General features: G+C 22.0%; 27 protein-coding genes and 1 tRNA gene. 9 read left to right on the top strand and 19 right to left on the bottom strand.

Going from position 1 to position 25864, the window contains the following annotated elements; translation table 11 throughout:
- The first annotated feature begins 4 nt into the window (after positions 1–4).
- A complete protein-coding gene (locus H0H76_RS00895; RefSeq protein ID WP_185855665.1) occupies positions 5–502 on the top strand; it encodes a dihydrofolate reductase in 498 nt (165 codons plus the stop codon).
- A gap of 31 nt (positions 503–533) precedes the next feature.
- On the opposite strand, the gene H0H76_RS00900 is transcribed toward H0H76_RS00895, so the two are convergent.
- Complete coding sequence (locus tag H0H76_RS00900) at positions 534–1205, bottom strand: bifunctional nuclease family protein (RefSeq protein ID WP_185855666.1); 672 nt, start codon at positions 1203–1205, stop codon at positions 534–536.
- A gap of 153 nt (positions 1206–1358) precedes the next feature.
- Here H0H76_RS00900 and H0H76_RS00905 point away from each other — a divergent pair, with 153 nt between their 5' ends.
- Both H0H76_RS00905 and H0H76_RS00910 read left to right on the top strand, forming a co-directional pair.
- Entirely contained in the window at positions 1359–2081 is a 723-nt protein-coding gene (locus H0H76_RS00905; RefSeq protein ID WP_185855667.1) for a hypothetical protein, read from the top strand.
- A gap of 100 nt (positions 2082–2181) precedes the next feature.
- On the top strand, positions 2182–3162 hold the full coding sequence (locus H0H76_RS00910) for a pyruvate dehydrogenase complex E1 component subunit beta (RefSeq protein WP_185855668.1): 981 nt from the start codon (positions 2182–2184) through the stop codon (positions 3160–3162).
- Between the two features lie 68 nt (positions 3163–3230).
- Here the strand turns inward: H0H76_RS00910 and metF are convergent, their stop codons facing one another.
- The gene (metF, locus tag H0H76_RS00915; protein ID WP_185855669.1) at positions 3231–4202 is read right to left on the bottom strand and encodes a methylenetetrahydrofolate reductase [NAD(P)H]; all 972 of its coding nucleotides are present in this window, start codon (positions 4200–4202) and stop codon (positions 3231–3233) included.
- Between the two features lie 22 nt (positions 4203–4224).
- A complete protein-coding gene (gene serS, locus H0H76_RS00920; RefSeq protein ID WP_185855670.1) occupies positions 4225–5490 on the bottom strand; it encodes a serine--tRNA ligase in 1266 nt (421 codons plus the stop codon).
- A gap of 95 nt (positions 5491–5585) precedes the next feature.
- Here serS and rsmA point away from each other — a divergent pair, with 95 nt between their 5' ends.
- Both rsmA and H0H76_RS00930 read left to right on the top strand, forming a co-directional pair.
- The gene (gene rsmA, locus H0H76_RS00925) at positions 5586–6383 is read left to right on the top strand and encodes a 16S rRNA (adenine(1518)-N(6)/adenine(1519)-N(6))-dimethyltransferase RsmA (protein WP_185855671.1); all 798 of its coding nucleotides are present in this window, start codon (positions 5586–5588) and stop codon (positions 6381–6383) included.
- A complete protein-coding gene (locus H0H76_RS00930) occupies positions 6380–7246 on the top strand; it encodes a bifunctional 5,10-methylenetetrahydrofolate dehydrogenase/5,10-methenyltetrahydrofolate cyclohydrolase (RefSeq protein WP_185855672.1) in 867 nt (288 codons plus the stop codon). The genes rsmA and H0H76_RS00930 overlap by 4 nt, the downstream gene beginning before the upstream one ends.
- Before the next feature lie 39 nt (positions 7247–7285).
- On the opposite strand, the gene hisIE is transcribed toward H0H76_RS00930, so the two are convergent.
- From hisIE to hisG, 8 genes are read right to left on the bottom strand one after another with little or no spacing between them, the layout of a single operon-like run.
- Positions 7286–7909, bottom strand: a complete 624-nt coding sequence (gene hisIE / locus H0H76_RS00935) for a bifunctional phosphoribosyl-AMP cyclohydrolase/phosphoribosyl-ATP diphosphatase HisIE (RefSeq protein WP_185855673.1) — start codon at positions 7907–7909, stop codon at positions 7286–7288.
- 21 nt (positions 7910–7930) lie between these two features.
- Complete coding sequence (hisF, locus tag H0H76_RS00940; RefSeq protein WP_185855674.1) at positions 7931–8683, bottom strand: imidazole glycerol phosphate synthase subunit HisF; 753 nt, start codon at positions 8681–8683, stop codon at positions 7931–7933.
- Between the two features lie 3 nt (positions 8684–8686).
- Positions 8687–9427, bottom strand: a complete 741-nt coding sequence (gene hisA / locus H0H76_RS00945; protein WP_185855675.1) for a 1-(5-phosphoribosyl)-5-[(5-phosphoribosylamino)methylideneamino]imidazole-4-carboxamide isomerase — start codon at positions 9425–9427, stop codon at positions 8687–8689.
- A 20-nt stretch (positions 9428–9447) separates the two neighbouring features.
- Complete coding sequence (gene hisH / locus H0H76_RS00950; protein WP_185855676.1) at positions 9448–10038, bottom strand: imidazole glycerol phosphate synthase subunit HisH; 591 nt, start codon at positions 10036–10038, stop codon at positions 9448–9450.
- A gap of 20 nt (positions 10039–10058) precedes the next feature.
- Positions 10059–11228: a bifunctional histidinol-phosphatase/imidazoleglycerol-phosphate dehydratase HisB gene (hisB, locus tag H0H76_RS00955; protein WP_185855677.1), complete on the bottom strand. Its 1170-nt coding sequence runs from the start codon at positions 11226–11228 to the stop codon at positions 10059–10061.
- Between the two features lie 53 nt (positions 11229–11281).
- On the bottom strand, positions 11282–12370 hold the full coding sequence (hisC, locus tag H0H76_RS00960; RefSeq protein ID WP_185855678.1) for a histidinol-phosphate transaminase: 1089 nt from the start codon (positions 12368–12370) through the stop codon (positions 11282–11284).
- 12 nt (positions 12371–12382) lie between these two features.
- Positions 12383–13687 (bottom strand): histidinol dehydrogenase, encoded by a 1305-nt coding sequence (gene hisD / locus H0H76_RS00965; protein WP_185855679.1) that lies wholly within the window; start codon positions 13685–13687, stop codon positions 12383–12385.
- Positions 13688–13708: 21 nt separating this feature from the next.
- Positions 13709–14566 carry an ATP phosphoribosyltransferase gene (gene hisG, locus H0H76_RS00970; RefSeq protein WP_185855777.1) on the bottom strand — a complete coding sequence of 286 codons (858 nt, stop codon included), beginning with the start codon at positions 14564–14566 and terminating at the stop codon, positions 13709–13711.
- 149 nt (positions 14567–14715) lie between these two features.
- Between hisG and H0H76_RS00975 the strand changes: the two genes are divergently transcribed.
- Positions 14716–15498 carry an exodeoxyribonuclease III gene (locus H0H76_RS00975; protein ID WP_185855680.1) on the top strand — a complete coding sequence of 261 codons (783 nt, stop codon included), beginning with the start codon at positions 14716–14718 and terminating at the stop codon, positions 15496–15498.
- 1 nt (position 15499) lies between these two features.
- On the opposite strand, the gene H0H76_RS00980 is transcribed toward H0H76_RS00975, so the two are convergent.
- Positions 15500–15572: transfer RNA gene (locus H0H76_RS00980), tRNA-Lys, on the bottom strand.
- Between the two features lie 74 nt (positions 15573–15646).
- On the opposite strand from H0H76_RS00980, the gene H0H76_RS00985 reads away from it, so the two are divergent.
- The 3 genes from H0H76_RS00985 (at position 15647) to H0H76_RS00995 (ending at position 19056) form a co-directional block, all read left to right on the top strand.
- Positions 15647–16165, top strand: coding sequence for a shikimate kinase (locus H0H76_RS00985; RefSeq protein ID WP_185855681.1), 519 nt, complete (start codon positions 15647–15649; stop codon positions 16163–16165).
- An 8-nt stretch (positions 16166–16173) separates the two neighbouring features.
- Positions 16174–17511 (top strand): tRNA lysidine(34) synthetase TilS, encoded by a 1338-nt coding sequence (gene tilS, locus H0H76_RS00990; protein ID WP_185855682.1) that lies wholly within the window; start codon positions 16174–16176, stop codon positions 17509–17511.
- Between the two features lie 879 nt (positions 17512–18390).
- Positions 18391–19056, top strand: coding sequence for a YggS family pyridoxal phosphate-dependent enzyme (locus tag H0H76_RS00995; RefSeq protein WP_185855683.1), 666 nt, complete (start codon positions 18391–18393; stop codon positions 19054–19056).
- On the opposite strand, the gene trpA is transcribed toward H0H76_RS00995, so the two are convergent.
- Genes trpA through H0H76_RS01030 form a run of 7 tightly spaced genes read right to left on the bottom strand, consistent with a single transcriptional unit; the run spans position 19044 to position 25405 of the window.
- Complete coding sequence (trpA, locus tag H0H76_RS01000) at positions 19044–19823, bottom strand: tryptophan synthase subunit alpha (RefSeq protein WP_185855684.1); 780 nt, start codon at positions 19821–19823, stop codon at positions 19044–19046. The two genes, H0H76_RS00995 and trpA, sit on opposite strands and share 13 nt — an antisense overlap.
- A complete protein-coding gene (trpB, locus tag H0H76_RS01005; protein ID WP_185855685.1) occupies positions 19820–20995 on the bottom strand; it encodes a tryptophan synthase subunit beta in 1176 nt (391 codons plus the stop codon). Before trpB ends, trpA begins: the two co-directional genes overlap by 4 nt.
- The gene (gene trpF / locus H0H76_RS01010; RefSeq protein WP_185855686.1) at positions 20992–21606 is read right to left on the bottom strand and encodes a phosphoribosylanthranilate isomerase; all 615 of its coding nucleotides are present in this window, start codon (positions 21604–21606) and stop codon (positions 20992–20994) included. Before trpF ends, trpB begins: the two co-directional genes overlap by 4 nt.
- Positions 21603–22400: an indole-3-glycerol phosphate synthase TrpC gene (trpC, locus tag H0H76_RS01015; protein WP_185855687.1), complete on the bottom strand. Its 798-nt coding sequence runs from the start codon at positions 22398–22400 to the stop codon at positions 21603–21605. Before trpC ends, trpF begins: the two co-directional genes overlap by 4 nt.
- Positions 22397–23392, bottom strand: a complete 996-nt coding sequence (gene trpD, locus H0H76_RS01020) for an anthranilate phosphoribosyltransferase (protein ID WP_185855688.1) — start codon at positions 23390–23392, stop codon at positions 22397–22399. The genes trpC and trpD overlap by 4 nt, the downstream gene beginning before the upstream one ends.
- Before the next feature lie 16 nt (positions 23393–23408).
- The gene (locus H0H76_RS01025; protein ID WP_185855689.1) at positions 23409–23984 is read right to left on the bottom strand and encodes an anthranilate synthase component II; all 576 of its coding nucleotides are present in this window, start codon (positions 23982–23984) and stop codon (positions 23409–23411) included.
- Positions 23984–25405: an anthranilate synthase component I family protein gene (locus H0H76_RS01030; protein ID WP_185855690.1), complete on the bottom strand. Its 1422-nt coding sequence runs from the start codon at positions 25403–25405 to the stop codon at positions 23984–23986. Before H0H76_RS01030 ends, H0H76_RS01025 begins: the two co-directional genes overlap by 1 nt.
- Positions 25406–25864: the final 459 nt, after the last annotated feature.

Raw genomic sequence — 25864 nt, forward strand, 5'->3', positions numbered from 1 at the left:
AATAATGAAAATAATATTAATAGCTTCCGTTTCTAAAAACGGATTTATAGGAAAAAATAATGAATTAATGTGGCATATTCCAAATGATTTGATAAGATTTAAAAATTTAACTATGGGAGAAACTATTCTTATGGGGAGAAAAACTTTCGAATCAATAGGAAAAATACTACCAAAAAGAAAAAATATAGTACTAACAAGAAAAAATACTTCGTCAATAGAAAAAACCATAAAGAAACATAATGGATTAGTTATTTCTTCTGTAAAAGAAATAAAAAATTTATCTATAGATAGATTGTTTGTAATAGGTGGTGAGCAAACATATATTTCTTTACTTGATTATGCTAATGTTTTAGAATTAACAATTATTCATAAATGTTTTTTTGGAGATACAAAATTTCCAAAAATATATGAAAAAAAATGGAGTAAAAAATATGAATTTTTTTATGAAAAAGATAAAAAAAATCCATACAATTATAGTTTTATAAGATTTGAAAGAAAATGATGTTTTGTTATTTTTTTTATTATTTTGTAAATTATTCTCTTCTATCTAATTCCTTTTTTATTTTTGCTGCAAGTTCATAAAATTCATTAATTACTGCTTGATTCAATAAAACATTTAGATCATTTTCTGTCATATTTTCCAAATCTTTTTGACTTTTTTCTCTGAAAAATACTCCTATATCTAATTTATCAATGTTCTCTAACTCAATATTATTATTTTCATTATTATACTTATCTTCCTTATCAATATCAATAGTAATTCCATTTTCAAAATGGACTCCAGCTTTATTAAATATTTCTTTTGTAGTATATATAGGGGCTTTAAATCGTACTGCTAATGCAATAGCGTCAGAAGTTTTTGAACTAATTTTATGTTCTTTTAATTCTTTTGTTTCTTTATAATAATCATTTTTTTCAAATAATAGATAAGAAAAAAATATTCCATTAATTATTTTATATATTACTACTGCTTTTAAATTAATATAAAATACTTTAGCAAAAGTAAAAAACAAATCATGTGTAAAAAATCTAGATTGATCTTTTTTTCCTAAAGCAAAAGCAATAGACTGAGCTTGTATACTTTCTATAATAATAGGAAGTTTAATTTTCCCCGACATTTCTTCTTCAAGTAATAAAACATATATACCAGACTGTATTTGGCTTAAGGATATTCCCCGTATAATTAATCTTATAAATTGATCCATAGGAAAATAGAAATTGTAAATTTTATTATTATTACTTATATCAAAGATACTATTTTTGATTGGATATAGGTTCTAATATATAAAAATCTTATAAAAAAGTAATATTTTTTTTTTATATATTTATTACAAAATCACAAACAAAACATTTTAATTATGAACACTTATATAAAAGTTTTAATTTCAATTATATTTTTAACGTTTGGTTTAATTTTTTTTTCATGTAACAATGATAAAGAAATTTTAATTAATGATCTATTTTCAGGAAGAATATTAAATAAAATTCCTAAAAGAGATGAAGATTCAGTTTTAAAAGGAGAAACATTAGAAACTTTATCAAGCAAAATAGAAAGATTATTAAAAATTAAAAATGGTTGGAATGAAAAATATCAAAAAAATCTTAAAGTATACAACAAATTAGTAAATAAACATAAAAGTATAATAGAAGAAATACATCGTATAAAAGATATTAGAAGAACTAAAAAATTTCTGCCTGAAGAAAAAAAAATAATACAAAAGAGTCTAAATGACGCAGAAGAATTAAAAAAAAATAGTATTAAAAAAATTAATAATGAAATAAATAAATTGAATTCTATCTCTATAGAAAGAGGAAAAGTAAATACAGAAAAGCATAATACAGAATATAAACAATATATTTTTTTAGAAAGAGATAAAAGGCAAAAAATAGAGAAAGAAATAAAAATAGAGGAAGATCTTATTAAAGAAAATAAAAAGAAAGAATTAGAAATGAGAAGAGAAAAAAAAAGAAAAGAAAAAGAAATTAATAAAGAAAAAAAAAGACAAATACAAATACAAAGAGAAATAGAAAGAGTAAAAATAAGAGGTAAAGGAATAGGAAAAATAATAAAAAAAATATAAAAATGGTATTAAAATAAAAAGCGTCTTTTAATTTTATTTTTTTTATTTTACCGGAAAGGAAATAAATTTATTTCCTTTCCGGTAAATTTTATATTATAATATGAAAGAAAAAACTTTTCGTGAAGTTATAAAGGAAGCTATGAGTGAAGAAATGAGGAGAGACAATTCAGTATATTTAATGGGAGAAGAAGTAGCTAAATATAATGGAGCATATAAAGCATCTAAAGGAATGTTAGATGAATTTGGACCTGAAAGAGTTATAGATACACCAATATCAGAATTAGGTTTTTCTGGAATAGGAATTGGTTCTGCTATGAATGGATGTAGACCAATAATAGAATTTATGACTTTTAATTTTTCATTAATAGCTATGGATCAAATTATTAATAATGCTGCAAAAATTCGTTATATGAGTGGAGGTCAATGGAATATACCTATTGTTTTTAGAGGCCCAACTGGATTTGCTGGACAGTTAGGAGCTACCCATTCTCAAACATTTGAAAGTTGGTATGCTAGTTGTCCAGGTTTAAAAGTAATAATACCTAGTAATCCATATGATGCAAAAGGGTTATTAAAATCAGCAATAAGAGATGATGATCCAGTTATTTTCATGGAATCTGAACAAATGTATGGAGATAAAATGATTATTCCAGAAAAAGAATATATTTTGCCAATTGGCAAAGCAGATATAAAAAAAGTAGGATCTGATGTAAGTCTTGTTTCTTTTGGCAAGATTATTAAAATTGCCTTGGATATAGCATATAAATTAGAAAAAGAACACATAAGTGTAGAAGTTTTAGATCTAAAAACTATACGACCTTTAGATTATACTTCTATTTATACTTCTGTAAAAAAAACAAATCGTTTAGTAATATTAGAAGAATCCTGGCCATTTTCATCTATTTCTTCTGAAATTTCATATTTTATACAAAATAAAGCATTCGATTATTTAGATGCACCAATTAATAGAGTAACATTGTTAGATACACCAGCACCTTATGCAAAAAATCTAATAAAATATTGGTATCCAAATGAAAAAAAAATAATAAATTCTATAAAAAAAACACTATACATTAAATAAAAATATAATAAAATATTATTATACTATCCCATATTTACCATTTATGGAATGTATTACTTATACTTAATTTAATAAATAGATTTAACAATTTTATAAATATTATCTGGCTTGTCCATTGTATAATAATGAATTACTTCTACTCCAGAGTTTTTCAATTCTTTAGATTGATTAATAGACCATTCAATTCCAACATTATATACACTATCTTTATTCTTTGCTTTTATAACTTCTTTTACTAATTCATTAGGAATACTCAAGTAGAAATTAGATGGAAGACTATTTAATTGTTTTTTAGAAGATATCGGTTTAATACCAGGAATAATAGGAACAGAAATTCCTTTTGTTCTACATCTATCAACAAAAGAAAAAAATTTCTTATTATCAAAAAACATTTGAGTTACTATATAATCTGCACCTTCATCTATTTTCTTCTTTAAGAAATACAAATCACTATCTATATTTGGAGATTCTAAATGTTTTTCTGGATATCCAGCTACTCCAATACAAAAATTAAACATAGGAGAATAATTATCATGATTATTTTCAATGAAATATTTATCAATATATTTTCCTGTATTCAAATTTTTAATTTGCTTAACAAGTTCTACTGCATATTTATGTCCATTTCTATTTGCATAAAAACTACTTTCCTTTTTTAAGGAATCTCCTCTTAAAACAAAAAGATTATCTATTCCTAAAAAATTTATATCAAACAACGAATTTTCTATCATTTGTCTACTAATTCCTCCACAAATCATATGAGGAATTGCATCTACACCATATTTATTCATTATAGCTGAACAAATTCCTATAGTGCCTGGTCTTCTTGAAATTTTTTTTTTTTGTAATAATCCATTTTCTCTTTCAATAAAAATTGATTCCTCTCTATGATATGTAACATCAATAAAAGGAGGGTTAAATTCCATTAAAGGATCTAAAGTAGAAAATATATTTCCTATATTATGTCCTCTTAAAGGAGGTAATATTTCAAAAGAAAATAAACTTTTTTTTGCTTTAGCTATATGCTCTGTAACTTTCATAAAATGAATAACTTTTATTTTATCATTTGATTTTATCAAATCCTGTATAAGGAATCAAAACTTTTGGTATATTAATTTGATTGTCAGTTTGATTATTTTCCAATAAAGTTAATAATATCCTAGGAAGTGCCAATGAACTTCCATTCAGAGTATGGCAAAACTCTATTTTACCTTTACGATTTTTATATTTTATATTTAAACGATGAGATTGAAAATTTTTACAATTTGAAATTGAGCTAACTTCTAACCATTTTTTTTGAGCAATTGAATAAACTTCAAAATCATAAGTTATAGATGAAGAAAATCCAAGATCTGGAGCAGTTAAACGAACAATACGAAAAGGTAATTCTAATGAATAAAGAATATTTTTAACATGATTAATCATTTCTTTTAATGCTAACACGGATTTTTCTGCAGTAGTAATTTGAATAATTTCTACTTTATCAAACTGATGTAATCTATTTAATCCTCTAACTTTAGTTCCATATGATCCTGATTCTCTTCTAAAACAAGATGTATAAGTAGTTGCTTTTATAGGAAGGTCTGAATAAAAAAAGATCTCATCTCTATAACAATTCATAAGTGGAACTTCTCCTGTTGGAATTAGATAAAAGTTATCTTTTTCTATAAAGTACATTTGATTCTCCTTATCAGGAATTTGTCCAGTAGAAAATACAGATTTATTATTTACAATATATGGTAGGTTATACTCATTGTATTCTGCTTCTATATTTTTATCCAAAAAATACTGTATCAAACTTCTTTGAAGTTTTGCACATTTTCCTATATATACTGGGAAACCTGTTCCACATATTTTTGTACCAAAATTTAAATTAAATAAATAAAATTTTTTTGATAATTCCCAATGAGGGATAGGGTTGTCAATGCATGTAATACTATTATTTCCTCTATAAACAATATTATTTTCATAAAAATTTTTTTCTACTTGTTCATCAGGAATATTTGGAATATTTTGCAAGTCTGTTGCTAACAGAGTTTGAATATTTTTTAATTTTAATTTTGTATTTTTTTTTTTTTCTTTTAATAAAATTGCTTGTTTTTTTAAGCAATAAATTTTAGAAAAGTCATTTTTTAATAAATTATTACTTATTTCTTTGGAAATACAATTTTCCTTTTCTAAAATTTTGTTTAGATAACTTTGAAGTTTTCTTTTTTTTTCGTCTAATGTTAATACTTTTTTTATTAAGTATATATCTTTAAAATTACGTTTTTCTAATCCTAACAAAACTTTTTCTTCATTTTTACGTATGAAAGACATTTTAAACATAAAAAAATAACATTTGATTACTTAATCATCTTATTATTATTAAGATAACTCAACATAAATATACAGATAATATTTTCTATATTTATATTTGTCTGATGTATAAATCAGTTTCAAAAAAAAAATTAGGACAATATTTTCTAAAAGATGAAAATATAGCTAGAAAAATAGTAGGGAACCTTTCTTTTAAAAATTATAATACAGTTGTAGAAATAGGCCCAGGATTTGGAATTCTTACTAAATATATTTTAAAAAATACACTTCTTACCAAACTATTTTTAATAGAAATTGATAAAAAATTGGTAAAATACTTATATAATATTTTTCCTTTTTTTAAAGAAAGAAAAAAAAAAATAATTATTAATAAAAATTTTTTAAAGTGGAATCCTAAAAATTTTAATTTAAAAAATTTTGCAGTTATAGGAAATTTTCCTTATAATATTTCTTCTGAAATATTATTTCATATATTAAAATATTATAATTACATACCAGAATGTATTGGGATGTTTCAAAAAGAGTTAGTTAAAAAAATTCTTTCTCATAAAGGAGATAAAATGTATGGGATATTACCTGTTTTAATAAAAACATTTTATGATGTTAAATATCTATTTACTGTAAAAAAAAATGTATTTTCTCCTATGCCAAATGTAAAATCTGCAGTTTTTTCTTTGAAAAGAAAAAAAACAAATATAATTTTTTCTACTCTTAGAAAAGAGTTACATTTTAAATGTGTAAAAACTGCGTTTAATCAAAGAAGAAAAAAATTAAAAAATTCTTTAAATACATTTAGTTATATATTGGATTTTAATAAAATACCGTTTTTAAATAAAAGAGCAGAAGAATTATCAGTAAAAGATTTTATAGAATTAACAAAAGAAATAGAAATAAGAACATGACTAAATTACTAGATGGGAATAAATTATCAATTATCATAAAAGAAGAAATTTCTATAGAAATAAAAGAGAAAATAATAAATAGAAATGAACGTATGCCTCATCTTGGAATAATTTTAATAGGAAATAATAGTTCTAGTATTATATATGTTAATAATAAAATTAAAGAATGTAAAAGTATAGGAATGAAATATACTTTAACACAATTATCTAAAAATATAAAAGAAAAAAAGTTATTAGAAATAATTAAAAATATGAATGAAAATTCATTAATAGATGGTTACATAATTCAACTTCCTATTGAAAAACATTTAAATCAAGAAAAAATTATTTTATCAATAGATCCAAAAAAAGACGTTGATGGATTCCATCCTGAAAATTTTGGAAAAATGACTTTTGGAATGAAAAGCTTTTTTTCGGCTACAGCATTAGGGATAATAACACTTTTAGAAAGAAACAAAATTGACGTATGTGGTAAACATACTGTAATAATTGGAAGAAGTAAAATTGTAGGTCTTCCTATTAGTATTTTAATGAGTAGTAAATCATATTATGGAAATAGTACAGTTACAATGATTAATAGTTATTCTAAGAACATAGAGTTTTATACAAAAAATGCTGATATAATTATAATTGCAATAGGTATTCCATGTTTCCTTACAGGTAAAATGATAAAAAAAGGAGCCATAGTAATAGATGTTGGAATAAATAAATTGCATAATTCTAAAAAAATATTGGGAGATGTAGATTTTAAAAGTGTTAATGGAGTTGCTTCCTATATTTCTCCAGTACCTGGAGGTATTGGCCCAATGACTAGAGTAATGTTACTAAAAAACACTTTACAAGCCGCATTAAATAACAGATAATGCTATAATTATTTATATTTTATTTTTATTTAGTTAATTTTAATTTATTTTTTTTATTCTATTTATAGACATGTATTTATGTCTATTTTCTAATATTTTAATAACATCTTTTATAGAAATATTTTTATAACGTAAAAGAATCAAATAATGAAATAACAAATCCGCAGATTCATTTAAAAATAAATCTTTATTATTATCCTTAGATTCAAGAACTACTTCTATTGCTTCTTCTCCTAATTTTTGAGCAATTCTATTTACCCCCATTCTAAATAATTTATTAATATAAGAATTTTCGTTTTTTCCTTTAATATTATTATAAATTAATTTTTCCAAAAAAAATAAAAATTCTTCATTATTTATTTCATTCCAACAAGTATCTTCACCACTATGACATGTAGGACCTAAAGGTTTTACTTTAATTAACAATGTATCTCCATCACAGTCTATTAATACTTCTTTAATAATAAGATAATTGTTGCTTATTTCACCTTTAGTCCATAATCTTTTTTTAGATCTACTATAAAAAGTAACTTTTTTTTCATTAATACTTTTGTTATAAGATTCTTCATTCATATACCCCAACATTAACACTTTATTTGTTATTTCATCTTGAATTATTGTAGGAATTAATTCATTTTTGAAATTAATATTTTTATTTTTCATTTTTAAGAAAATTTGTATTTTTTATCTTATAGGAATTGAAAGATTTTTCAAATAAAATTTTAAATTTGGAATTTCTATTTCTTTATAATGGAAAATGCTTGCTGCTAATGCAGCATCTGCTTTACCATTTTTGAATATATTATAAAAATCTTCTAATTTTCCGGCTCCCCCTGAAGCTATTACTGGAATAGGAACTTCTTCAGAAACAGATTTAGTAATATCTAATGCAAATCCACTTTTTGTTCCATCATGATTAATTGAAGTTAACAGAATTTCTCCGACTCCTCTATTATACCCTTCTTTTGCCCAATCTAAAGATTTAGTATTTGTTGGGATCCTCCCTCCATTTAAGTAAACAATCCAACTATTTTTTTCATACTTTGTATCAATAGATAACACAATACATTGAGAACCAAATCTTTTGGAAAGATTTTCCAAAAGATTTGGTTCATTATAGGCAGCTGTATTAATAGATATTTTATCTGCACCTGAAAGTAATAATAACTCTACATCTTCTTCTTTTTGTATTCCCCCACCAACAGTAAAAGGTATATTAATATAGCGAGAAATATCTTTAACCAAACTAATTAAAGTTTTTCTATTTTCATTTGTAGCAGTAATATCTAAAAATATTAATTCATCAGCGCCTTGTTTAGTATACCAATATCCTAATTCTATAGGGTTTCCAGCATCTTTTAAATGTTTAAAATTTATTCCTTTTACTGTTCTTCCGTTTTTAATATCTAAACATGGGATTATACGTTTGGCTAACATAATTTAATTATTAATATTTTTTTTATTACAATTTATAATTTCATTAAAAGATATTTTTTTTTCATACATAGCTTTTCCAATAATTACTCCATAACATCCTAATTTTAACAATTTTTCTACATCATTTATATTCCTAACTCCTCCACTTGCTATAAGTTTTATATCAGTAAATTCTTTAATTATTTTTTTATATAAAAGAAAAGATGGGCCTTCCATAACTCCATCTCTAAATATATCTGTACAAAAAATATTTTCAATTCCATGATTTTTTTTCTCTACAAGAAAATCTAATAATGAAATTTTAAACAAATTTTTCCATCCATCAATTGCTATACTTTCATTTTTAACGTCTACTCCTAACAAAATTTTATCTTTTCCATAAAAATTTATCCATTCTTTTAAAAGTAATGGATTTTTAACAGCAATACTTCCAACTGTGGCTATATGAGCTCCACTTTCAAATACATATTTTATATCTTCTTTAGTATTAATTCCTCCACCAAAATCAATAATTAAATTAGTATTTTTTGCTATTTTTTCTAATATTTTCCAATGAATTATCTTTCCAATTCTAGCTCCATCTAAATCTACTAAATGAATTCTAGTTATTCCATTATCTTCTAATAATAAAGCAATATCCATTGGATCATCATAATATATTTTTTTTTTTCTAAAATTTCCTTGTATTAGACGAACACATTTATAATTCATTAAATCTATTGCTACTATTATTTTGTTTTTCATTATTATATATTTCTTTTACATTACAGTTTAATGAAGTTTTCTAATATTTTATGACCCACATAAGATGATTTTTCTGGATGAAATTGTACTGCATAAAAATTTTTCTTTTGCAATGCAGAACTATAAGTAACTATATATTCAGTTTCAGATATTGTATATTTTCCTAATGGAACATAATATCCATGAACAAAATATTGATAACTTCCATCTTGTATATTATCAAATAAAGGCCCTTTTAAACTATGAATTGTATTCCAACCTATTTGAGGTATTTTATACTCTTTATTATTAGACTTAAATTTTTTAACTGATGTATCAAAAATTCCTATACATTTAGTATTACTCTCTTCTGAATAATTACAAAGTAATTGCATTCCTAAACATATACCAAGAACAGGTTTTTTTAAATTATACAATAGTATATCTAATTTTTTTTTTTTCAAATGATTCATAGCAAAATTAGCTTCTCCAACACCAGGTAAAATGATTCTTTTTGCATTTTCAATAGATTTTTCAGAATCTGTTACTATTGCTTTAATTCCTATTCTTTCCAAAGAAAAAAGGATAGATTGTACATTACCAGCTGGATATTTTATAATGACTGTTTCCATAAATTATATTAAAAAAAATTTTACAATACTCCTTTAGTGCTAGGTATTTTATTAAAAGAGTTTCTTTTTACTGCCATGTTAACAGCCCTAGCAAAACATTTAAAAATAGATTCTATTTTGTGATGTTCATTTTTTCCAACAGAATTAACATATATATTGCATTTTGCATATTCAGAAAAAGATTTAAAGAAATGATAAAACATTTCTGTAGAGACTCCTCCAATTTTATCTCTTTTAAATTTTGTTTCCCATACTAAATTACTTCTTCCTCCTAAATCTATTGCTATAGTAGATATGCAATCATCCATTGGAAGAATATAAAAACCATAACGTTCTATTCCTATTCTATCTCCTAATAAATTATTAAAAATTTCTCCAAATGTAATTCCAGTATCCTCTATAGTATGATGTTCATCTATATGTAGATCACCTTTTGTATTAATATTTAAATCAATATTTCCATGAATAGATATTTGTTGTAAAAGATGATCAAAAAATCCTAATCCAGTTTTTATATTATTTTTACCAGTTCCATAAATAGAAAGATATATTTTTACATTAGTTTCTAATGTAATACGTTTTTTTTTTTTATTAATAGAATTATAAGAAATATAACATAAATATTTATATATATCCTTCCATTTATCAGTTTTTAAGGATATTGTATTGTTTAATATTTCTTTTTTTGTAGTAATATAATAATCTTTTTCTTCTCTTGTAAGATTGTAGAAATCATTATTTTTTTTTATCCATATAGATTTACATCCTAAATTATAGGCTAATAAAACATCTGTTAATCTATCTCCTATAACAAAAGATTTTTCAATATCATAATTTTCTGTTAAATAATCAGTTAACATTCCTATTTTTGGTTTTCTAGTATATTTTTTTTCATTTTCAAATGTTTTATCTATGTGAGTAGAAATAAAATCAATACCTTCTGACTTTAGTATTTTTATAATATGATTATGTATTGGCCAAAATTTTTCTTTTGGAAAAGAACTACTACCTAAGCCATCTTGATTAGATACTAGAACAAATTTATAATCAAGCTTTTTTTTTATTTTTGATAGAAAAAATATAACTTTTTTCATAAAAATTATTTTTTCAATAGAATCAATTTGGTATGTTTTAGGACATTCTTCTATAATTGTTCCATCTCTATCAATAAATAATATTTTATCTTTCATTTTATTTTAATTATAAAATATTTCTTTAAAATTTTTCTAAATAAATAATTAAACTAAATAGATAAAGAATATTTTTTAATATAGTTTAATAAACATTTGTTTTCTTCGTGAGTTCCTATTGTAATTCTTAAACAATCATTGCATAAAAGAATTTTTGTTCTATCTCTAACAAAAATTCTTTTATTTATGAGATACTTGTAAAGTTTTGTAGAAGAGAAATTAGTTTTTACTAGCAAAAAATTTGATGAGCTAGGATATACTTTTTTTATAATAGTAATTTTATTTAATACACTTTCCATATATTTTCTTTCTGAAATAATATTTTTTATATGAAAGAAAAATAAATCTTGATTTTCCAAAGCTTTAATAGCTATTTCTTGGGATATAACACTAATATTATATGGAGACTTAATTTTATTCATCCATTTTATAATTTCTTCAGAGGCAATTCCTATTCCTATTCTTAATCCAGCTAACCCCCAAGACTTAGATAGTGTTTGTATAACAATTAAATTAGGATATTTATAAATTTCTGTATAAAAAGATTTTTCATGTGAAAAATCTATATATGCTTCATCTAATACTATAATTCCTGTGAAAATCTTCAATAGGGTTTTAATATCTTTTTTTATTAAATCATTTCCTGTAGGATTATTTGGAGAACATAGAAAAATAATCTTGCTATATTTATTTATAGTTTCTTTTATTTTTTCTATGTTTAACTGAAATTTTTCTTTTGTAAGTGGTATCTTTATTATATTGGCTCCATGTATATTTCCTAATACCTCATACATACCATAAGTAGGAGGAAATATAATAGAATTATCAATTTCTGGACGAGAAAAAATTCTATAAATTAAATCAATTATTTCATCACTTCCATTTCCTAAAAAAATATTAGAAATTGGAATATTTTTTAATTTAGATATTCTCTCCTTCAATTTTTTTTGAAAAGGATCAGGATATCTGTTATAGGAATTAAAAAAAGATAAAGTAGATCCGAAAGAATTTTCATTTGCATCTAAAAAAATATATTTTTGTTTACTTTTATGTTCTTTTCTAGCTGAAATATAAGGATCCATTCGTAAAATATTTTTTCTTATTAAAGACTCTAAATTGAAGTTATAATGATGATTATTCATAATTTTTTTTAATTAAATATCATTAAATCTAATATCAACAGAATTTTTATGTGCCATTAATCCTTCTTCTAAAGATAGAATTCCAATACATTCCGATAAATTATTCAATCCTTTTTTAGATAATTTTTGAAATGTAATTTTTTTTAAAAAACTATCTACAGATAACCCACTATAAGATTTAGCATATCCATGTGTTGGAAGTACATGATTAGTCCCAGTTGCATAATCTCCAGCACTAACTGGAGAATAGTTCCCTAAAAATACTGATCCAGCATTAATGATTTTTTCACTAAAATAACAAGCATTATAACAATTCAAAATTAAATGTTCTGGAGCAATTTCATTTGCTAATGAAATACATTCTTCCAATGAGGATAAAATTAGTATTTTGCTATTTTCTAATGACTTTTTTACAATATTTGTTCTTTTATCAAGAGCTAAAAACTGTTTTTTTAATTCTTCTTTCATTTTTTTTATCCAAAAATTTTTATTAATTGTTAAAAGAAGAACAAAACTTTCTATATCATGTTCAGATTGAGATAATAAATCTGAAGCAACATATTTTGGGTTTGCATATTCATCAGCTATTATCACTATTTCTGATGGTCCAGCTGGAAAATCTACAGAAATTATATTATCTTGTGATATTATTTTTTTAGCTGTAGTTACATAAGTATTACCTGGACCAAAAATTTTATATACATTTGGAATACTTTCAGTCCCATAGGCCATTGCGGCAATTGCTTGTGCCCCACCTACTTTATATATATTATCTATATCTAAATATTTAGCAGTATATAATAATGATGGATTAATTTCACCATATTTATCTGGTGGAGTACACAAAATAATATTTTTACATCCTGCTAATTTTGCTGGAATTCCTAACATTAATATAGTAGATAATAAAGGAGCAGTCCCACCAGGAATATAAAATCCAACTTTTTCTATAGGAATATTTTTCCTCCAACAAAGTATTCCAGAAGATATTTCTATTTTATTTTCTTTATATATTTGTTTATTATGAAATGATTTAATATTATTACATGCTTTCTCTATAGATTTTTTTAATTTATTTGAAGTTTTAATAAAAGCTTTTTGAAAATCCTTTTTTTCTACTTTGAAATTTTCAATTTGTACATTATCATATTTTATACTGTACTTTTTTAATGCTAAATCTCCATTTAATTTAACATTATTTATAATAGTAAAAACTATATCAATTATATGAGTATTATATTTTTGTTTTAAATTTTTTTTATTTACAATGTAATTTTCCCATTTTTTAATACTTGAAAGTACTTTAATCATATCCATTTTGATATTTATATTTCATTTTTATAGTATAATCTTTTCTATTGGAAGTACTAGTATATCTTGAACTCCAAGTGTTTTCAAGTTTTCTATAATACCCCAAAAATCATTTTCATTTACCACAGAATGAACAGTACTACATTTTGAATTTGCTAATGGTAAAATAATTGGACTTTTAATTCCTGGTAAATAAGATATTATTTTTTCTAATCTATTGTTAGGAACATTTAATAGAATGTATTTATTATTTTTTGCTTGTTTTACTGCTCTAATTCTAAATAACAATTTATTCATTATTACATTTTTTGTGTTACTTAAATTTAGATGTGAAGCCAAAATAGCTTCGGACTTAAGTACAGTTTCTACTTCTTTTAATCCATTCATAAATAATGTAGATCCACTACTTACTAAGTCACATACACAGTCTGCTAATCCAATACCTGGAGCAATCTCTACAGCTCCAGATATTTCATGGATTTCTGCAGAAATACATCTTTTTACAAAAAATTCTTTAACTAAAAAAGGATAACTTGTAGCAATTTTTTTCCCATTTAAATCATTTATATTATTATAAATTAATGATTTAGGAATAGCTATAGATAATCTGCATTTTCCAAAACCTAAAGTTTCTTTAATTTTTATTTTTTTTCGTTTTTCTAATAAAACATTTTTTCCAATAATTCCTATATCAGCTACTCCATCCTCTAAATATTGAGGAATATCATCATCTCTTAAAAAAAGTATTTCTAATGGAAAATTCATAGCCGTTGTTTTCAGTTTATCTATCCCTATATTAATTTCTATACTACAATCTTTTAAAAGTTTTATAGAGTCTTCATAAAGACGTCCTGATTTTTGAATAGCTATTTTTAATTTATCCATCATACAACATACTAGGAAAAGAAATAACAAAAAGCTTACTTTTTAGCATTTAGTAAGTTTTTTGTTTTAGAGCAATCTTACTTATATTCATGTATTAAGACAAATATAAAAACAATTTTTAATATTTTATAATTATAATTTAGTATAAAATGAAAATTATTAGTTATAATATAAATGGGATTAGATCTGTAATAAGAAAGGGGTTCCAATCTTGGATAAGTAATATAAATCCAGATGTACTATGTTTACAAGAAATAAAAGCTACACATGAACAAATAGATATTAATTTATTCTATAAGTTAGGATACTATTGTTATTGGTTTCCTTCAAAAAAAAAAGGTTATAGTGGCGTAGCAATTTTATCTAAAAAAAAACCATTTTGTATAAAATATGGAATGGATTTAGAGATAATAGATAAAGAAGGAAGAATATTATGTATTGATTTATATTTAAATAATAAAGAAAAAATATCAATAATTAGTTTATATCTTCCATCAGGAAATGACATGAAAAATAGGTTAAATTTCAAATTATTTTTTATGAAAAAATTTTTTATGTATATAAAAAATTTTGAAGATAATAAAAAAAATCTAATAATTTGTGGAGATTATAATATTTGTCATTCTGAAATAGATATTAATGATCCAATAAAAAACGAAAATATTTCTGGTTTTTTGAAAGAAGAAAGAAAATGGATGACTAATTTTATAAAATTAGGGTTTATAGATAGTTTTAGACATTATATAAAAAAATCTGGACATTATAGTTGGTGGAATTATAGATTTAACTCTAGAAAATATAATAAAGGATGGAGAATTGATTATATTTTAATTAGTGTATTCTTAAAAAAGTATATGAAAAACGCTTATTTACTACCATATGTTAAATATTCAGATCATTGTCCAATGGTTTTGGAATTAAATATAGATTAAATGACCTGACTGGGATTCGAACCCAGGACCCTTACATTAAAAGTGTAATGCTCTACCAGCTGAGCTACCAGGTCAATAATAGACATATATAATTACTATTTAATTTAACAAATATACTTATAAATTTTATGTTTTTTTTAATGAAATAATGAAAATTACTTTAATAGGATACATGGGTTCTGGAAAAACTGTAATAGGAAAATTTTTATCAAAAAAATTAAATATTAATTTTATTGATTTAGACTCAATAATTGTTGAGGCTGAAAAAAAACCCATTATAAATATTTTTAAAAATAAAGGAGAAAATTATTTTAGGAAATTAGAGAATAATTTACTAAAAAAAATTTTAAAAAAATACAAAAACAATAAATATATTCTATCTGTAGGAGGTGGAACTCCATGCTTTTATAATAATATTTATTTATTGAATAAACATTCAAAAACTTTTTATTTAAGAACAGATAATTACACACTATTAAAAAGATTATTATTAGAAAGAAAAAAGAGACCTTTAATAGAGCTTTTAGAAAAAAAAGAATTATTTAAGTTTATTATGAAAAATTTATTAAATAGATCATCCTTTTATGAAAAGGCTCGTTATAAAATAAATGTTACAAATAAATCAAAGTGTGAAATTATTTATAATATTATTAAGTATATAAAATGAAAAAATAAATGAATAAAGTATTGTATTATAATTTTGTTTTAGAAATGGAAAAACTTTTAACTAATAATACAAAAATATGTGTTGCCGTAAGTGGTGGAATAGATAGTATGGTCCTTATTCATTTAATAATTGATATTTTTAATATAGATTTAATAGCAGTTGCCCATTGTAATTTTATGTTAAGAAAAAAAGAATCCTATGAAGATGAAATTTTTGTAAAAAATTTTTGCTATAAAAAAAATATTAGATGTTACGTTAAAAGATTTGATACTTTTTATTATGCAAAAAAGAATAAATTATCTATACAAATGGCTGCTAGAAAACTAAGATATAAATGGTTTAATGAGTTATTAACAAAAAATTCATATAAGTTTATGATTTTGGCTCATCATTTTAATGATTCTGTAGAAACTTTTTTTATTAATATTTCAAGAGGAACTGGAATAAAAGGTTTACTGGGAATTCCTAAAATAAATGGAAAATTTATAAGACCTCTATTAGAATTTTCTAGAAAAGATATTTTATCCTATGCAAATAAGAAAAATATCAATTGGAGAGTAGATAAAAGCAACGAAAATACAAAATATTTAAGAAATAAACTACGTTTAAGCTTGAATAATTCTTCTTTTTTTTCAAATTATTTTTATAACGGATTAAAAAATACTATAAAAAATCTATATAATGATAACTTATTTATAGAAAAAGAAGTTAAAAAAATATGTAAAAAAATTACAATAAAAAAGAAAAATAATCCATTTATATGGAAAATAGAATATGAAAAAATAAAAAAATTACATCCATTATATTTATTTAAAATATTTTATCCATATGGTTTTATTGACATAGATAGTATAAAACGTTTAATATATTCTCAATCAGGAAAACAAATTATATCTAAAAAATATAGAATTATTAAAGATAGAAATTGTTGGATTTTAGTATCTAATAAATTATTGTTAGAAAACAAAAGAAAAGTTTTTACTATTTATAATATAGAAATAGCTAATAAAATTCATCTTCCTATTAATATGAAATTTATTTTAAATACAAATACAAAAATAGAACATAAAAAAGATGTCATTTTAATTGATTTTGAAAAAATTCAATTTCCCTTATCATTAAGAACATGGAGAAAAGGAGATTTTTTCATGCCTATTAATATGAATGGAAAAAAGAAAATAAGTAAGTATTATAAAGATCAAAAATTCTCTTTATTAAAAAAATATAGAACTTGGATTTTAATAAATGGAAATAAAGATATAATTTTAATAGTTAAAAACCGTTTGGATAATAGATTCAAATTAACGAAAAATACAAAAAAAATATTAGAAATAGTAATTATATAATTTATTTATAATTTTAATTATTTAAATAATAATTTAATTATTGATTATTGTACACTATTATAATGGTATGTAGTTCTATACTACCATTACTATTCTACATAATAGATAAAAAAAATTATTAATTTCAATTATAATTATTCAGTTTTTTTTCAAGTAGTAAATATTTTACAATTTTATATTGTTACATATAATTTAATGAATAAAGAGCAACATATTTATATACAATATTTTTTGTATTAAACTCCATTATAGAAACAAAAAAATTTGTTAAAAGTGAATATAATTATTTTATAAAAAAAAATTAATTATAAACATATTCCAAAACATTATAATATTACAAAACAAGTATACAGTTTACATTGTACTATTATAGGATAAAAAATTAAAATATTTACAATTACTTAAATTTATATTGTATGTGAGATTTCATAAAATTTTTTTAGTATAAAATTATACTTAAATAAATTAAGTTTAATTTATGCTTATGCACAAAAAAAATATAAGAACTGAATATATTACTATGGTAATTATTAATAATGAAATTTTATAAATAATAAAAAAAATATTTCACATTATATGGATTATAAAAAAATATATATAAATCTACACTTTTGTACAAGTAAATAGACATTAATATTTTTTTATGAAAAAAAATTAAAAAATAAAATAATTAAAATATTGAGATTACATTTTTTTTATTTTTAACAGGAAAAAAATTAGAAAAAGAATTTAATAATATGTGTAAAAATAAAAATATTGTATAATTATAATGTTACAGATTTTTAGTTTTGTCTAAAGCAAAAATTTACAATACTTTACCATTAAAAAATATAAAATTTATAATTAAAAAAATAATGAAAAAATTTTAAAAAAATTTTCATGAACTTTATAATAGAAAATAAATTACTTTTTATAAAAAAATCAATTCCATCAAGTGTAACTATTTTAGTTGTGTCTAAAAATCATGGAATTTCTTATATAAAAAAATTATATGAAATAGGACATAGAGATTTTGGTGAAAACTATGTTCAAGAAATGAAAAAAAAATATTTATTATTACCTAAAGACATTAGATGGCATATGATAGGAAGAATACAGAGTAACAAAATTAAATACATAATTCCTTTTATTCACTTAATTCATAGTGTTCAAAAACTTAAACATATTAAAATAATAAATGAAATAGGTTTAAAACAAAAAAAAGTTATCTCCTGTTTATTACAAATTAAAATTTGTCAAGAAAATAGTAAATCAGGAATAAATTATGAAGAAGCAGTACGTATATTAGAAAATTGTTACTATATGAAAAACGTAAAAATTATTGGAGTTATGGGTATGGCAACTTTACAAAAAGAAGAAGAAAAATTACATAATGAGTTTATATTTTTAAGAAAAATATATAATATTTTTAAAAAAAAGTATGGACATAAAATTCTTTCTATGGGAATGAGTAGAGATTACAATATTGCTATAAAACATGGTAGTAACCTAATTAGATTAGGGACTATTATATTTGGAAATAGAAAAAAAAACTATTTATTTTGAATGTTAATTATATACTTACTTATGCTTTTATCCAATTTTTTTTCATCTAAATCTAATGAGTTTATAAAACTACTACCAATAATACCTCCATTAGCATATTTACATGCTAAATTAAAAGTTACTCTGTTATTTATTCCAAATCCAATTAATTTTGGAACTGTAATAGATAATTTTTTTATCCTTTCAAAAAAGGATAATTGATCTTTTCCAAAAGAGCAAATTTTCCCAGTAATGGAGTTTGAAGAAACTAAGTATAAAAATCCACCAGTTATTTTACTTAAAAAAAGTATTCTAGAATTACTTGTTTGTGGAGTAATTAAAAAAATTAAATGTAAAGAATATTTATAAAATAAATTTTTATATTCTTTAATAAATAAATCTACAGGAAGATCTGGGAAAATTAATCCAGAAATTCCAATTTTGTTACATTCTTTTAAAAAAACATTAACTCCAAATTTATAAATCTGGTTAAAATATCCCATAAGAATAATAGGAGTATGTATTTTTTTTTTTAATTCTTTTATTTGATTAAGTAATAAAGTAAGATTCATTCCATTTTTTAATGCTATTTTATTACTATTCTGTATAATTTTTCCATCACATATAGGATCAGAATATGGAATGCCAATTTCAATTAAATCTACTTTATAACTTTGTAATGTTTTCAATATTTTAAAAGTGCTATTCACATTAGGGTAACCTGCAGTAAAATAAATACATAACACATTTTTATTTTTTTTTTGGAATAAAAGATCAATTTTATTCATAAATTATAAAATTTTTTATATACGTTAATATCTTTATCTCCTCTTCCGGATAAAGTAATAACAACTACATCATTTTTATTAAATGAAATTTTTTTTAAAACTGCTAAGGCATGAGCACTTTCTAAGGCAGGAATAATTCCTTCTGATTCAATTAATTCATATCCAGCTTGCAAAGCTTCTTTATCAGTTACGTTAAAAAAATTAACTCTTTTTTTCATAAAAAGATTTGCATGCATTGGCCCTATTCCGGGATAATCTAATCCAGGTGATATTGAATAAGTTGGTAAAACTTGTCCATATTTATCTTGTAAAATAATTGTCATACTTCCATGTAATATTCCTTTAGATCCACAAGCAATAGTAGCAGCTGTTTTGTTACTTTTTATTCCTAGCCCAGCTGCTTCTACAGCTATTAATTTTACTAAACTATTATTTAAATAATGATAAAAAGATCCTGCAGCATTACTCCCTCCACCTATACAACTAATTATATAATTAGGATTTAAGTGCCCTTCATTTTTCAATTGTATTTTAATTTCCTCACTTATAATAGATTGAAATTCGGATACAATTTGAGGATATGGATGAGGGCCGACAGTAGATCCAATTAAATAATAGCTTTTATTATTATTAATCCAAAATCTAATCGCCTCATTTATAGCATCTTTAAGAGTTTTACTTCCAAAAGATACTGGAATTACATTAGCTCCAAGAGTTTTCATTCTAATAACATTCATTTCTTGACGATGCATATCAATTACGCCCATAAAAACAAAACATTTTAAACCCATCATTGCACAAGTAGTTGCCGTAGCTATTCCATGTTGGCCAGCTCCTGTTTCTGCTATAATATTTTTTTTTCCTAATTTTATAGCTAAAAGACATTGTCCAATAGTGTTGTTAATTTTATGTGATCCAGTATGATTTAAATCTTCTCTTTTAAGATAAATTTTTGTTTTATATTTATCAGAATATTTTTTACAAAAAAAAAGTGGAGTTGGTCTTCCTACATAATTTTTCAATATTTCTCTATACAATTTTTGAAATTTAGAGTCATTTCTATATTTATTGTATATATTTTTTAATTTATTTATATTAACACGTAACATTTCTGGAATAAATGCACCTCCAAATTCTCCATAAAATCCATTTTCGTCTACCAAATAATTCATAAATTTTTTATTTTTTTTAGAAAAATTTTTAATATTTTTTTATTTTTTTTTCCTGGAAAAATTTCAAATTTACTGTTAATATCAATTCCAATCATTTTTGGATGAAAAAATTTTTGTATTTTTTCTACATCATTTATGCCTATACCTCCACTTAAAAAAAATGGAGTTTCAAAATAATATTCATTTAGTTTTTCCCATGTAAATTTTTGTCCACTACCTCCATTATTATCAAATATAAAATAAGGACAAAAAGGAATATAATCATATATTTTTTTAAATAAAAAATATTTATCTATTTTAAAACTTTTAATTATTTTTACTTTTCTTTTGCATAATTGTTCGCAAAAAAAAGCACTTTCTTTTCCATGTAATTGAATAAAATCAAGTTTTTTTTCTTTGCTTATTTTTAAAATGTTATCTTTGTTATCATTTACAAATACTCCTATTTTTAATATTTTATTTGATATATCTGGAATTATGAAATTTTTCCCTACATATCTAGGAGATTTTTTATAAAATATAAAACCCATAAAATCAGGAAGAAAATAAGATATTTTTTTTATATCATATTTCATCCCACATATTTTTATTTTTAATGATTTCAGTTTCATTTTTGTGAATATTTTTCCTTAATAGAAAGAATAAAATTTTTACAATATTTTTCAGGATTATTTTCTTTCATAAAATATTCTCCAATTAAAAAACCTTGAAATCCTATATTTTTTAATTTTAAAATATAATCAACATTATTAATTCCACTTTCTGCTATTTTTATATAATTTTTTGGAACTTTTGGATATAATTTTATACAAATATCATTATCTACAATAAAAGTTTTCAAATTTCTATTATTTATTCCAATAATATCTATATTTTCTACTATTTTATTTATATCATTTTCATCATGAATTTCAAGAATAGTTTCTAATCCTATACTTTTTGCTAATTTTGATAAATTATCTATCTTTTCTTTACATAAAATTTTTGCTATTAATAAAATAACATCAGAACCTATAGATTTAGATTCAATAATTTGATATTCATCAATTATGAAATCTTTTCTTAATAAAGGAATTGATATTAATGGTCGTATTTTTTTTATATATTCTTTTTTTCCATTAAAAAAATGGTAATCTGTAAGAATTGATATCCCACAAACACCAGAATTTTCATAACCTTTAGTTACTTTCACTATTGAAACAAAATTGTTAATTTTACCTTTAGACGGTGATTTTAATTTAAATTCAGAAATAATTCCAATATCATTTTTTTCTATTTTATTTTTTAAAGAAATAATTTTTCTTTCAAAAAATTTAGAATTTTCTAATTTTTTAATAGGAAAAAAAATTTTGTTTTTTTTAATTTCTTTCTTTTTTATAGATAAAATTCTATCAAGAATGTTCATATATTTAATAATTTTTTTAATATATTTTTAGCTTTTCCACTTTTTAAAGAATATTTTGCTTTATTATAATTATTTTCAAAATTATCTTTATTTAACAAATTAAGAGCAAATGTAGCATTCATGATAACTACTTCGTTTTGAAATGGTGATCCTTTTCCAGATAAAATATTAATAAATGTTTGTGTATTATCCTTTACATTTTTTCCTCCTCTTAATTCATAAGGATTTACATTAATTTTATTATAGTTTGTTAATTGTTTTACAAAATAATATTTTTCTCCTGTGGAAGTATAACATTTTATATCACCAGTAAGTGTTATTTCATCATAACCATCTAAACTATAGATTATAGCATAATTGTTTTTTATATTTTGATATATGTAATAATATATTCTAGCTAATTCTAGACTGTTTACTCCTAATAATTGATTTTTCGGATAGCCAGGATTTAATAATGGCCCAAGTATATTAAAAATGGTTTTAAATCCTAATTCTTGTCTAATTTTAGATATTTTTTGTAATATAGGATGAAATATAGGTGCATGTAAATAACAAATTCCTGTTTTTTCCAATTGAAATTTTAAATCATCTTCTTTGTTTGTAAAATTGTATCCTAATTCTTTTAATATATTTGAAGCTCCAGTAGTAGAAGAATAACTAAAACTTCCATGTTTTATTATTTTTTCTCCAGTTCCTGCTACAATGAAACAAGCTAACGTAGAAATATTAAAAGTATTTTTGTAATCTCCACCTGTTCCTACAATATCTATTGCATTAAACTCATTAAGCTCAACTTTTATAGATAGATCCATTATTGCTTCTCTAAATCCTGTAATTTCTTCTACAGTTGGATACCTCATATTAAATATAGTAATAACAGCGACCATTTGAGTATGGTTAATTTTACCTTCTGATAATTTTATTATTATATTTTTTGCTTCATGTTTAGTTAAAGTTTTTTCTAAAAAAAGATTATTAAGTATTTTTTTCATAAATATTTTTAATGTATTAGTTCTTTAGCCAATTTTCTATTATTTTTTCTCCAAATGGAGTTAAAATAGATTCTGGATGAAATTGTACTCCACATACATCGTAATGTTTATGACGTAATGCCATTATTTCTCCTTTATTTCCAATAGCTGTTATTTTTAATAAATTTTTAGGAAAATTATCTGGAGAAATAATCCAAGAATGATAACGCCCCACTTCTATTTTTTTAGGTAATTTTTGAAAAAGTATTTCTTTAGGATCTATAATGTTTATTATACTAGATATTCCATGATATACCTTTTTTGTATTAACCAATTTGGCCCCAAACACTTCTCCAATAGCTTGTACCCCTAAACATACCCCAAAAATACTTTTAGTTGCTGCAAAAGTTTTTACTAAAGGTTTCAAAATATTTGCTTCATCAGGTATTCCAGGTCCTGGAGATAAAATAATTTTATTATATTTATTTATCTCAGATAGTTTAATTTCATTATTTCTATAAACCTTTATAAAATTTTTTGTAAGTTTTTTTACAAAATAAACAAGATTATAAGTAAAAGAATCATAATTATCTAATATTAATATTTTATTCATTATATATTTTTAGCTAATTTTATTGCCTTAAATAATGCTAGTAGTTTGTTATTTACTTCTTCTAATTCATTTTTTTCTTTAGAACTATAAACAATACCAGCTCCAGCTTGAAAAAAAAGAGTGTTGTTTTTACTCAAAAAAGAACGTATAATTATTGCCATGTTAATATTAGAATTGTTTAATCCAAAAAATCCAATAGCTCCACCATAAACTCCTCTATTTTGATTTTCTATTTTATCTATTAATTCCATAGCTTTATATTTAGGTGCTCCTGATAGTGTTCCAGCAGGAAAAGTATCTGAAAATACTTTCAAAATAGAAATTTTATCTTCTAGTTTTCCAGATACTTTAGATACAATATGTAACACATGAGAAAAAACTTGTATTTCTTTAAACTGTTCTATTTTTATGTTATATGAATTTTTGCTTAAATCATTTCTTGCTAAATCAATTAACATAATATGTTCAGAATTTTCTTTAGGATCATTCAAAAGATTTATAGACAATTTTTTATATTCATTACAATTATTTCTTTTATTTATTGTATTTTTTATTGTCCCAGCTATTGGACTTATATAAGCTACATTATTATGAATGATAATTTGCGATTCAGGTGAAGATCCAAATAGTTTATAATTTCCATAATCAAAATAAAATAAATACGGTGATGGATTTATTATTCGTAAAGCCCTGTATACATTAAATTCGTCCCCTTCAAATTCTTGTTTAAATTGTCTTGATAACACTATTTGAAATACATCTCCTCTTAAACAATATTTTATTCCTTTAGCCACCATTTCTTTATATTCAATATCTGAAACGTTAGAAGAATAATCACCTACAGTCTTAAATTGATATAACGAAAAATTTTTCTTTTTTATTATTTTTATTAATTGATTAACATAGGTTATTTTTTCAGTATTGTAAAATTGATGTTCTATAATGTTTAATTTATTACAAAAATGATAAAATATTATTATGTTTTTATAAAATCCTAATCGTATTTTTGGAATATTATATACATTTTCAATTTTTACATTAAATTTTATATTTTCAAAATAGGGAATACTGTCATAGGATATATATCCATATAAACCAGAATAACATATAGAATTATTTTCATCTTTAAACTTTACTAAGAAATCTTCTATAAATTTTATAGTATCTAGTTTTTTTTTTATACTAATGTGTTTATATACATTATTTGGATAATATATTTTTAAAATTTTTTTGTATAAAACTAATTCAGAAATTGGATTAATGCAAAAAATAGAAAAATTTTCTTTTAAAGATTTAGAATTGTAAAATTCTAATAATAATGTATTTGGATATACATCTCTAAGTTTTAAATATAATTCTATAGTTGTAATACTATCATCTAAAATTTTTTTCTGAGTAGTTTTAAAATTAAATTTAAACATGATTTATTCTATACTTTATAAGAACTATAATAACTAAATAATAACTAAAAAAAAGGCTTAATTATGTACTATATGTACTAATAATGAGCCTTTTTTTAATGTTGCTTTATAAGTTTATATGTAATATTGCAAATATAAAAAAAATTATATTTAAATTATGATTATTTTTCAATCTAAATTGAAAAAAACAATTAAAAATATAATAAATTTAATAAAAAAATAAATATAATATAATTACAACAAATATTGTATTGTATATTATAAAATATAATTTATACTAAATTAATTAGGAAATATATTTTATAATGTATTAATGTAATTTTATATTTATAATGAAATACATATGTTATTTTTTTTACTTTATATATTATACTTTATATTTAATTCTTTTTCTAATTAACATTCACATTTACAATAAAATAATATATAAAACACAATAAAATATATAATAAAATATGT

Origin of the sequence: Blattabacterium cuenoti, assembly GCF_014251275.1 — a bacterium.
Classification (GTDB): Bacteria; Bacteroidota; Bacteroidia; order Flavobacteriales; family Blattabacteriaceae; genus Blattabacterium; species Blattabacterium cuenoti_AG.

Bases quoted from the DNA above. Each gene is read 5' to 3' on its own strand.
- H0H76_RS00895 (WP_185855665.1), top strand. From the start codon at position 5: ATGAAAATAATATTAATAGCTTCCGTTTCTAAAAACGGATTTATAGGA.
- H0H76_RS00900 (WP_185855666.1), bottom strand. From the start codon at position 1,205: ATGGATCAATTTATAAGATTAATTATACGGGGAATATCCTTAAGCCAA.
- H0H76_RS00905 (WP_185855667.1), top strand. From the start codon at position 1,359: ATGAACACTTATATAAAAGTTTTAATTTCAATTATATTTTTAACGTTT.
- H0H76_RS00910 (WP_185855668.1), top strand. From the start codon at position 2,182: ATGAAAGAAAAAACTTTTCGTGAAGTTATAAAGGAAGCTATGAGTGAA.
- metF (WP_185855669.1), bottom strand. From the start codon at position 4,202: ATGAAAGTTACAGAGCATATAGCTAAAGCAAAAAAAAGTTTATTTTCT.
- serS (WP_185855670.1), bottom strand. From the start codon at position 5,490: ATGTTTAAAATGTCTTTCATACGTAAAAATGAAGAAAAAGTTTTGTTA.
- rsmA (WP_185855671.1), top strand. From the start codon at position 5,586: ATGTATAAATCAGTTTCAAAAAAAAAATTAGGACAATATTTTCTAAAA.
- H0H76_RS00930 (WP_185855672.1), top strand. From the start codon at position 6,380: ATGACTAAATTACTAGATGGGAATAAATTATCAATTATCATAAAAGAA.
- hisIE (WP_185855673.1), bottom strand. From the start codon at position 7,909: ATGAAAAATAAAAATATTAATTTCAAAAATGAATTAATTCCTACAATA.
- hisF (WP_185855674.1), bottom strand. From the start codon at position 8,683: ATGTTAGCCAAACGTATAATCCCATGTTTAGATATTAAAAACGGAAGA.
- hisA (WP_185855675.1), bottom strand. From the start codon at position 9,427: ATGAAAAACAAAATAATAGTAGCAATAGATTTAATGAATTATAAATGT.
- hisH (WP_185855676.1), bottom strand. From the start codon at position 10,038: ATGGAAACAGTCATTATAAAATATCCAGCTGGTAATGTACAATCTATC.
- hisB (WP_185855677.1), bottom strand. From the start codon at position 11,228: ATGAAAGATAAAATATTATTTATTGATAGAGATGGAACAATTATAGAA.
- hisC (WP_185855678.1), bottom strand. From the start codon at position 12,370: ATGAATAATCATCATTATAACTTCAATTTAGAGTCTTTAATAAGAAAA.
- hisD (WP_185855679.1), bottom strand. From the start codon at position 13,687: ATGGATATGATTAAAGTACTTTCAAGTATTAAAAAATGGGAAAATTAC.
- hisG (WP_185855777.1), bottom strand. From the start codon at position 14,566: ATGGATAAATTAAAAATAGCTATTCAAAAATCAGGACGTCTTTATGAA.
- H0H76_RS00975 (WP_185855680.1), top strand. From the start codon at position 14,716: ATGAAAATTATTAGTTATAATATAAATGGGATTAGATCTGTAATAAGA.
- H0H76_RS00985 (WP_185855681.1), top strand. From the start codon at position 15,647: ATGAAAATTACTTTAATAGGATACATGGGTTCTGGAAAAACTGTAATA.
- tilS (WP_185855682.1), top strand. From the start codon at position 16,174: ATGAATAAAGTATTGTATTATAATTTTGTTTTAGAAATGGAAAAACTT.
- H0H76_RS00995 (WP_185855683.1), top strand. From the start codon at position 18,391: ATGAACTTTATAATAGAAAATAAATTACTTTTTATAAAAAAATCAATT.
- trpA (WP_185855684.1), bottom strand. From the start codon at position 19,823: ATGAATAAAATTGATCTTTTATTCCAAAAAAAAAATAAAAATGTGTTA.
- trpB (WP_185855685.1), bottom strand. From the start codon at position 20,995: ATGAATTATTTGGTAGACGAAAATGGATTTTATGGAGAATTTGGAGGT.
- trpF (WP_185855686.1), bottom strand. From the start codon at position 21,606: ATGAAACTGAAATCATTAAAAATAAAAATATGTGGGATGAAATATGAT.
- trpC (WP_185855687.1), bottom strand. From the start codon at position 22,400: ATGAACATTCTTGATAGAATTTTATCTATAAAAAAGAAAGAAATTAAA.
- trpD (WP_185855688.1), bottom strand. From the start codon at position 23,392: ATGAAAAAAATACTTAATAATCTTTTTTTAGAAAAAACTTTAACTAAA.
- H0H76_RS01025 (WP_185855689.1), bottom strand. From the start codon at position 23,984: ATGAATAAAATATTAATATTAGATAATTATGATTCTTTTACTTATAAT.
- H0H76_RS01030 (WP_185855690.1), bottom strand. From the start codon at position 25,405: ATGTTTAAATTTAATTTTAAAACTACTCAGAAAAAAATTTTAGATGAT.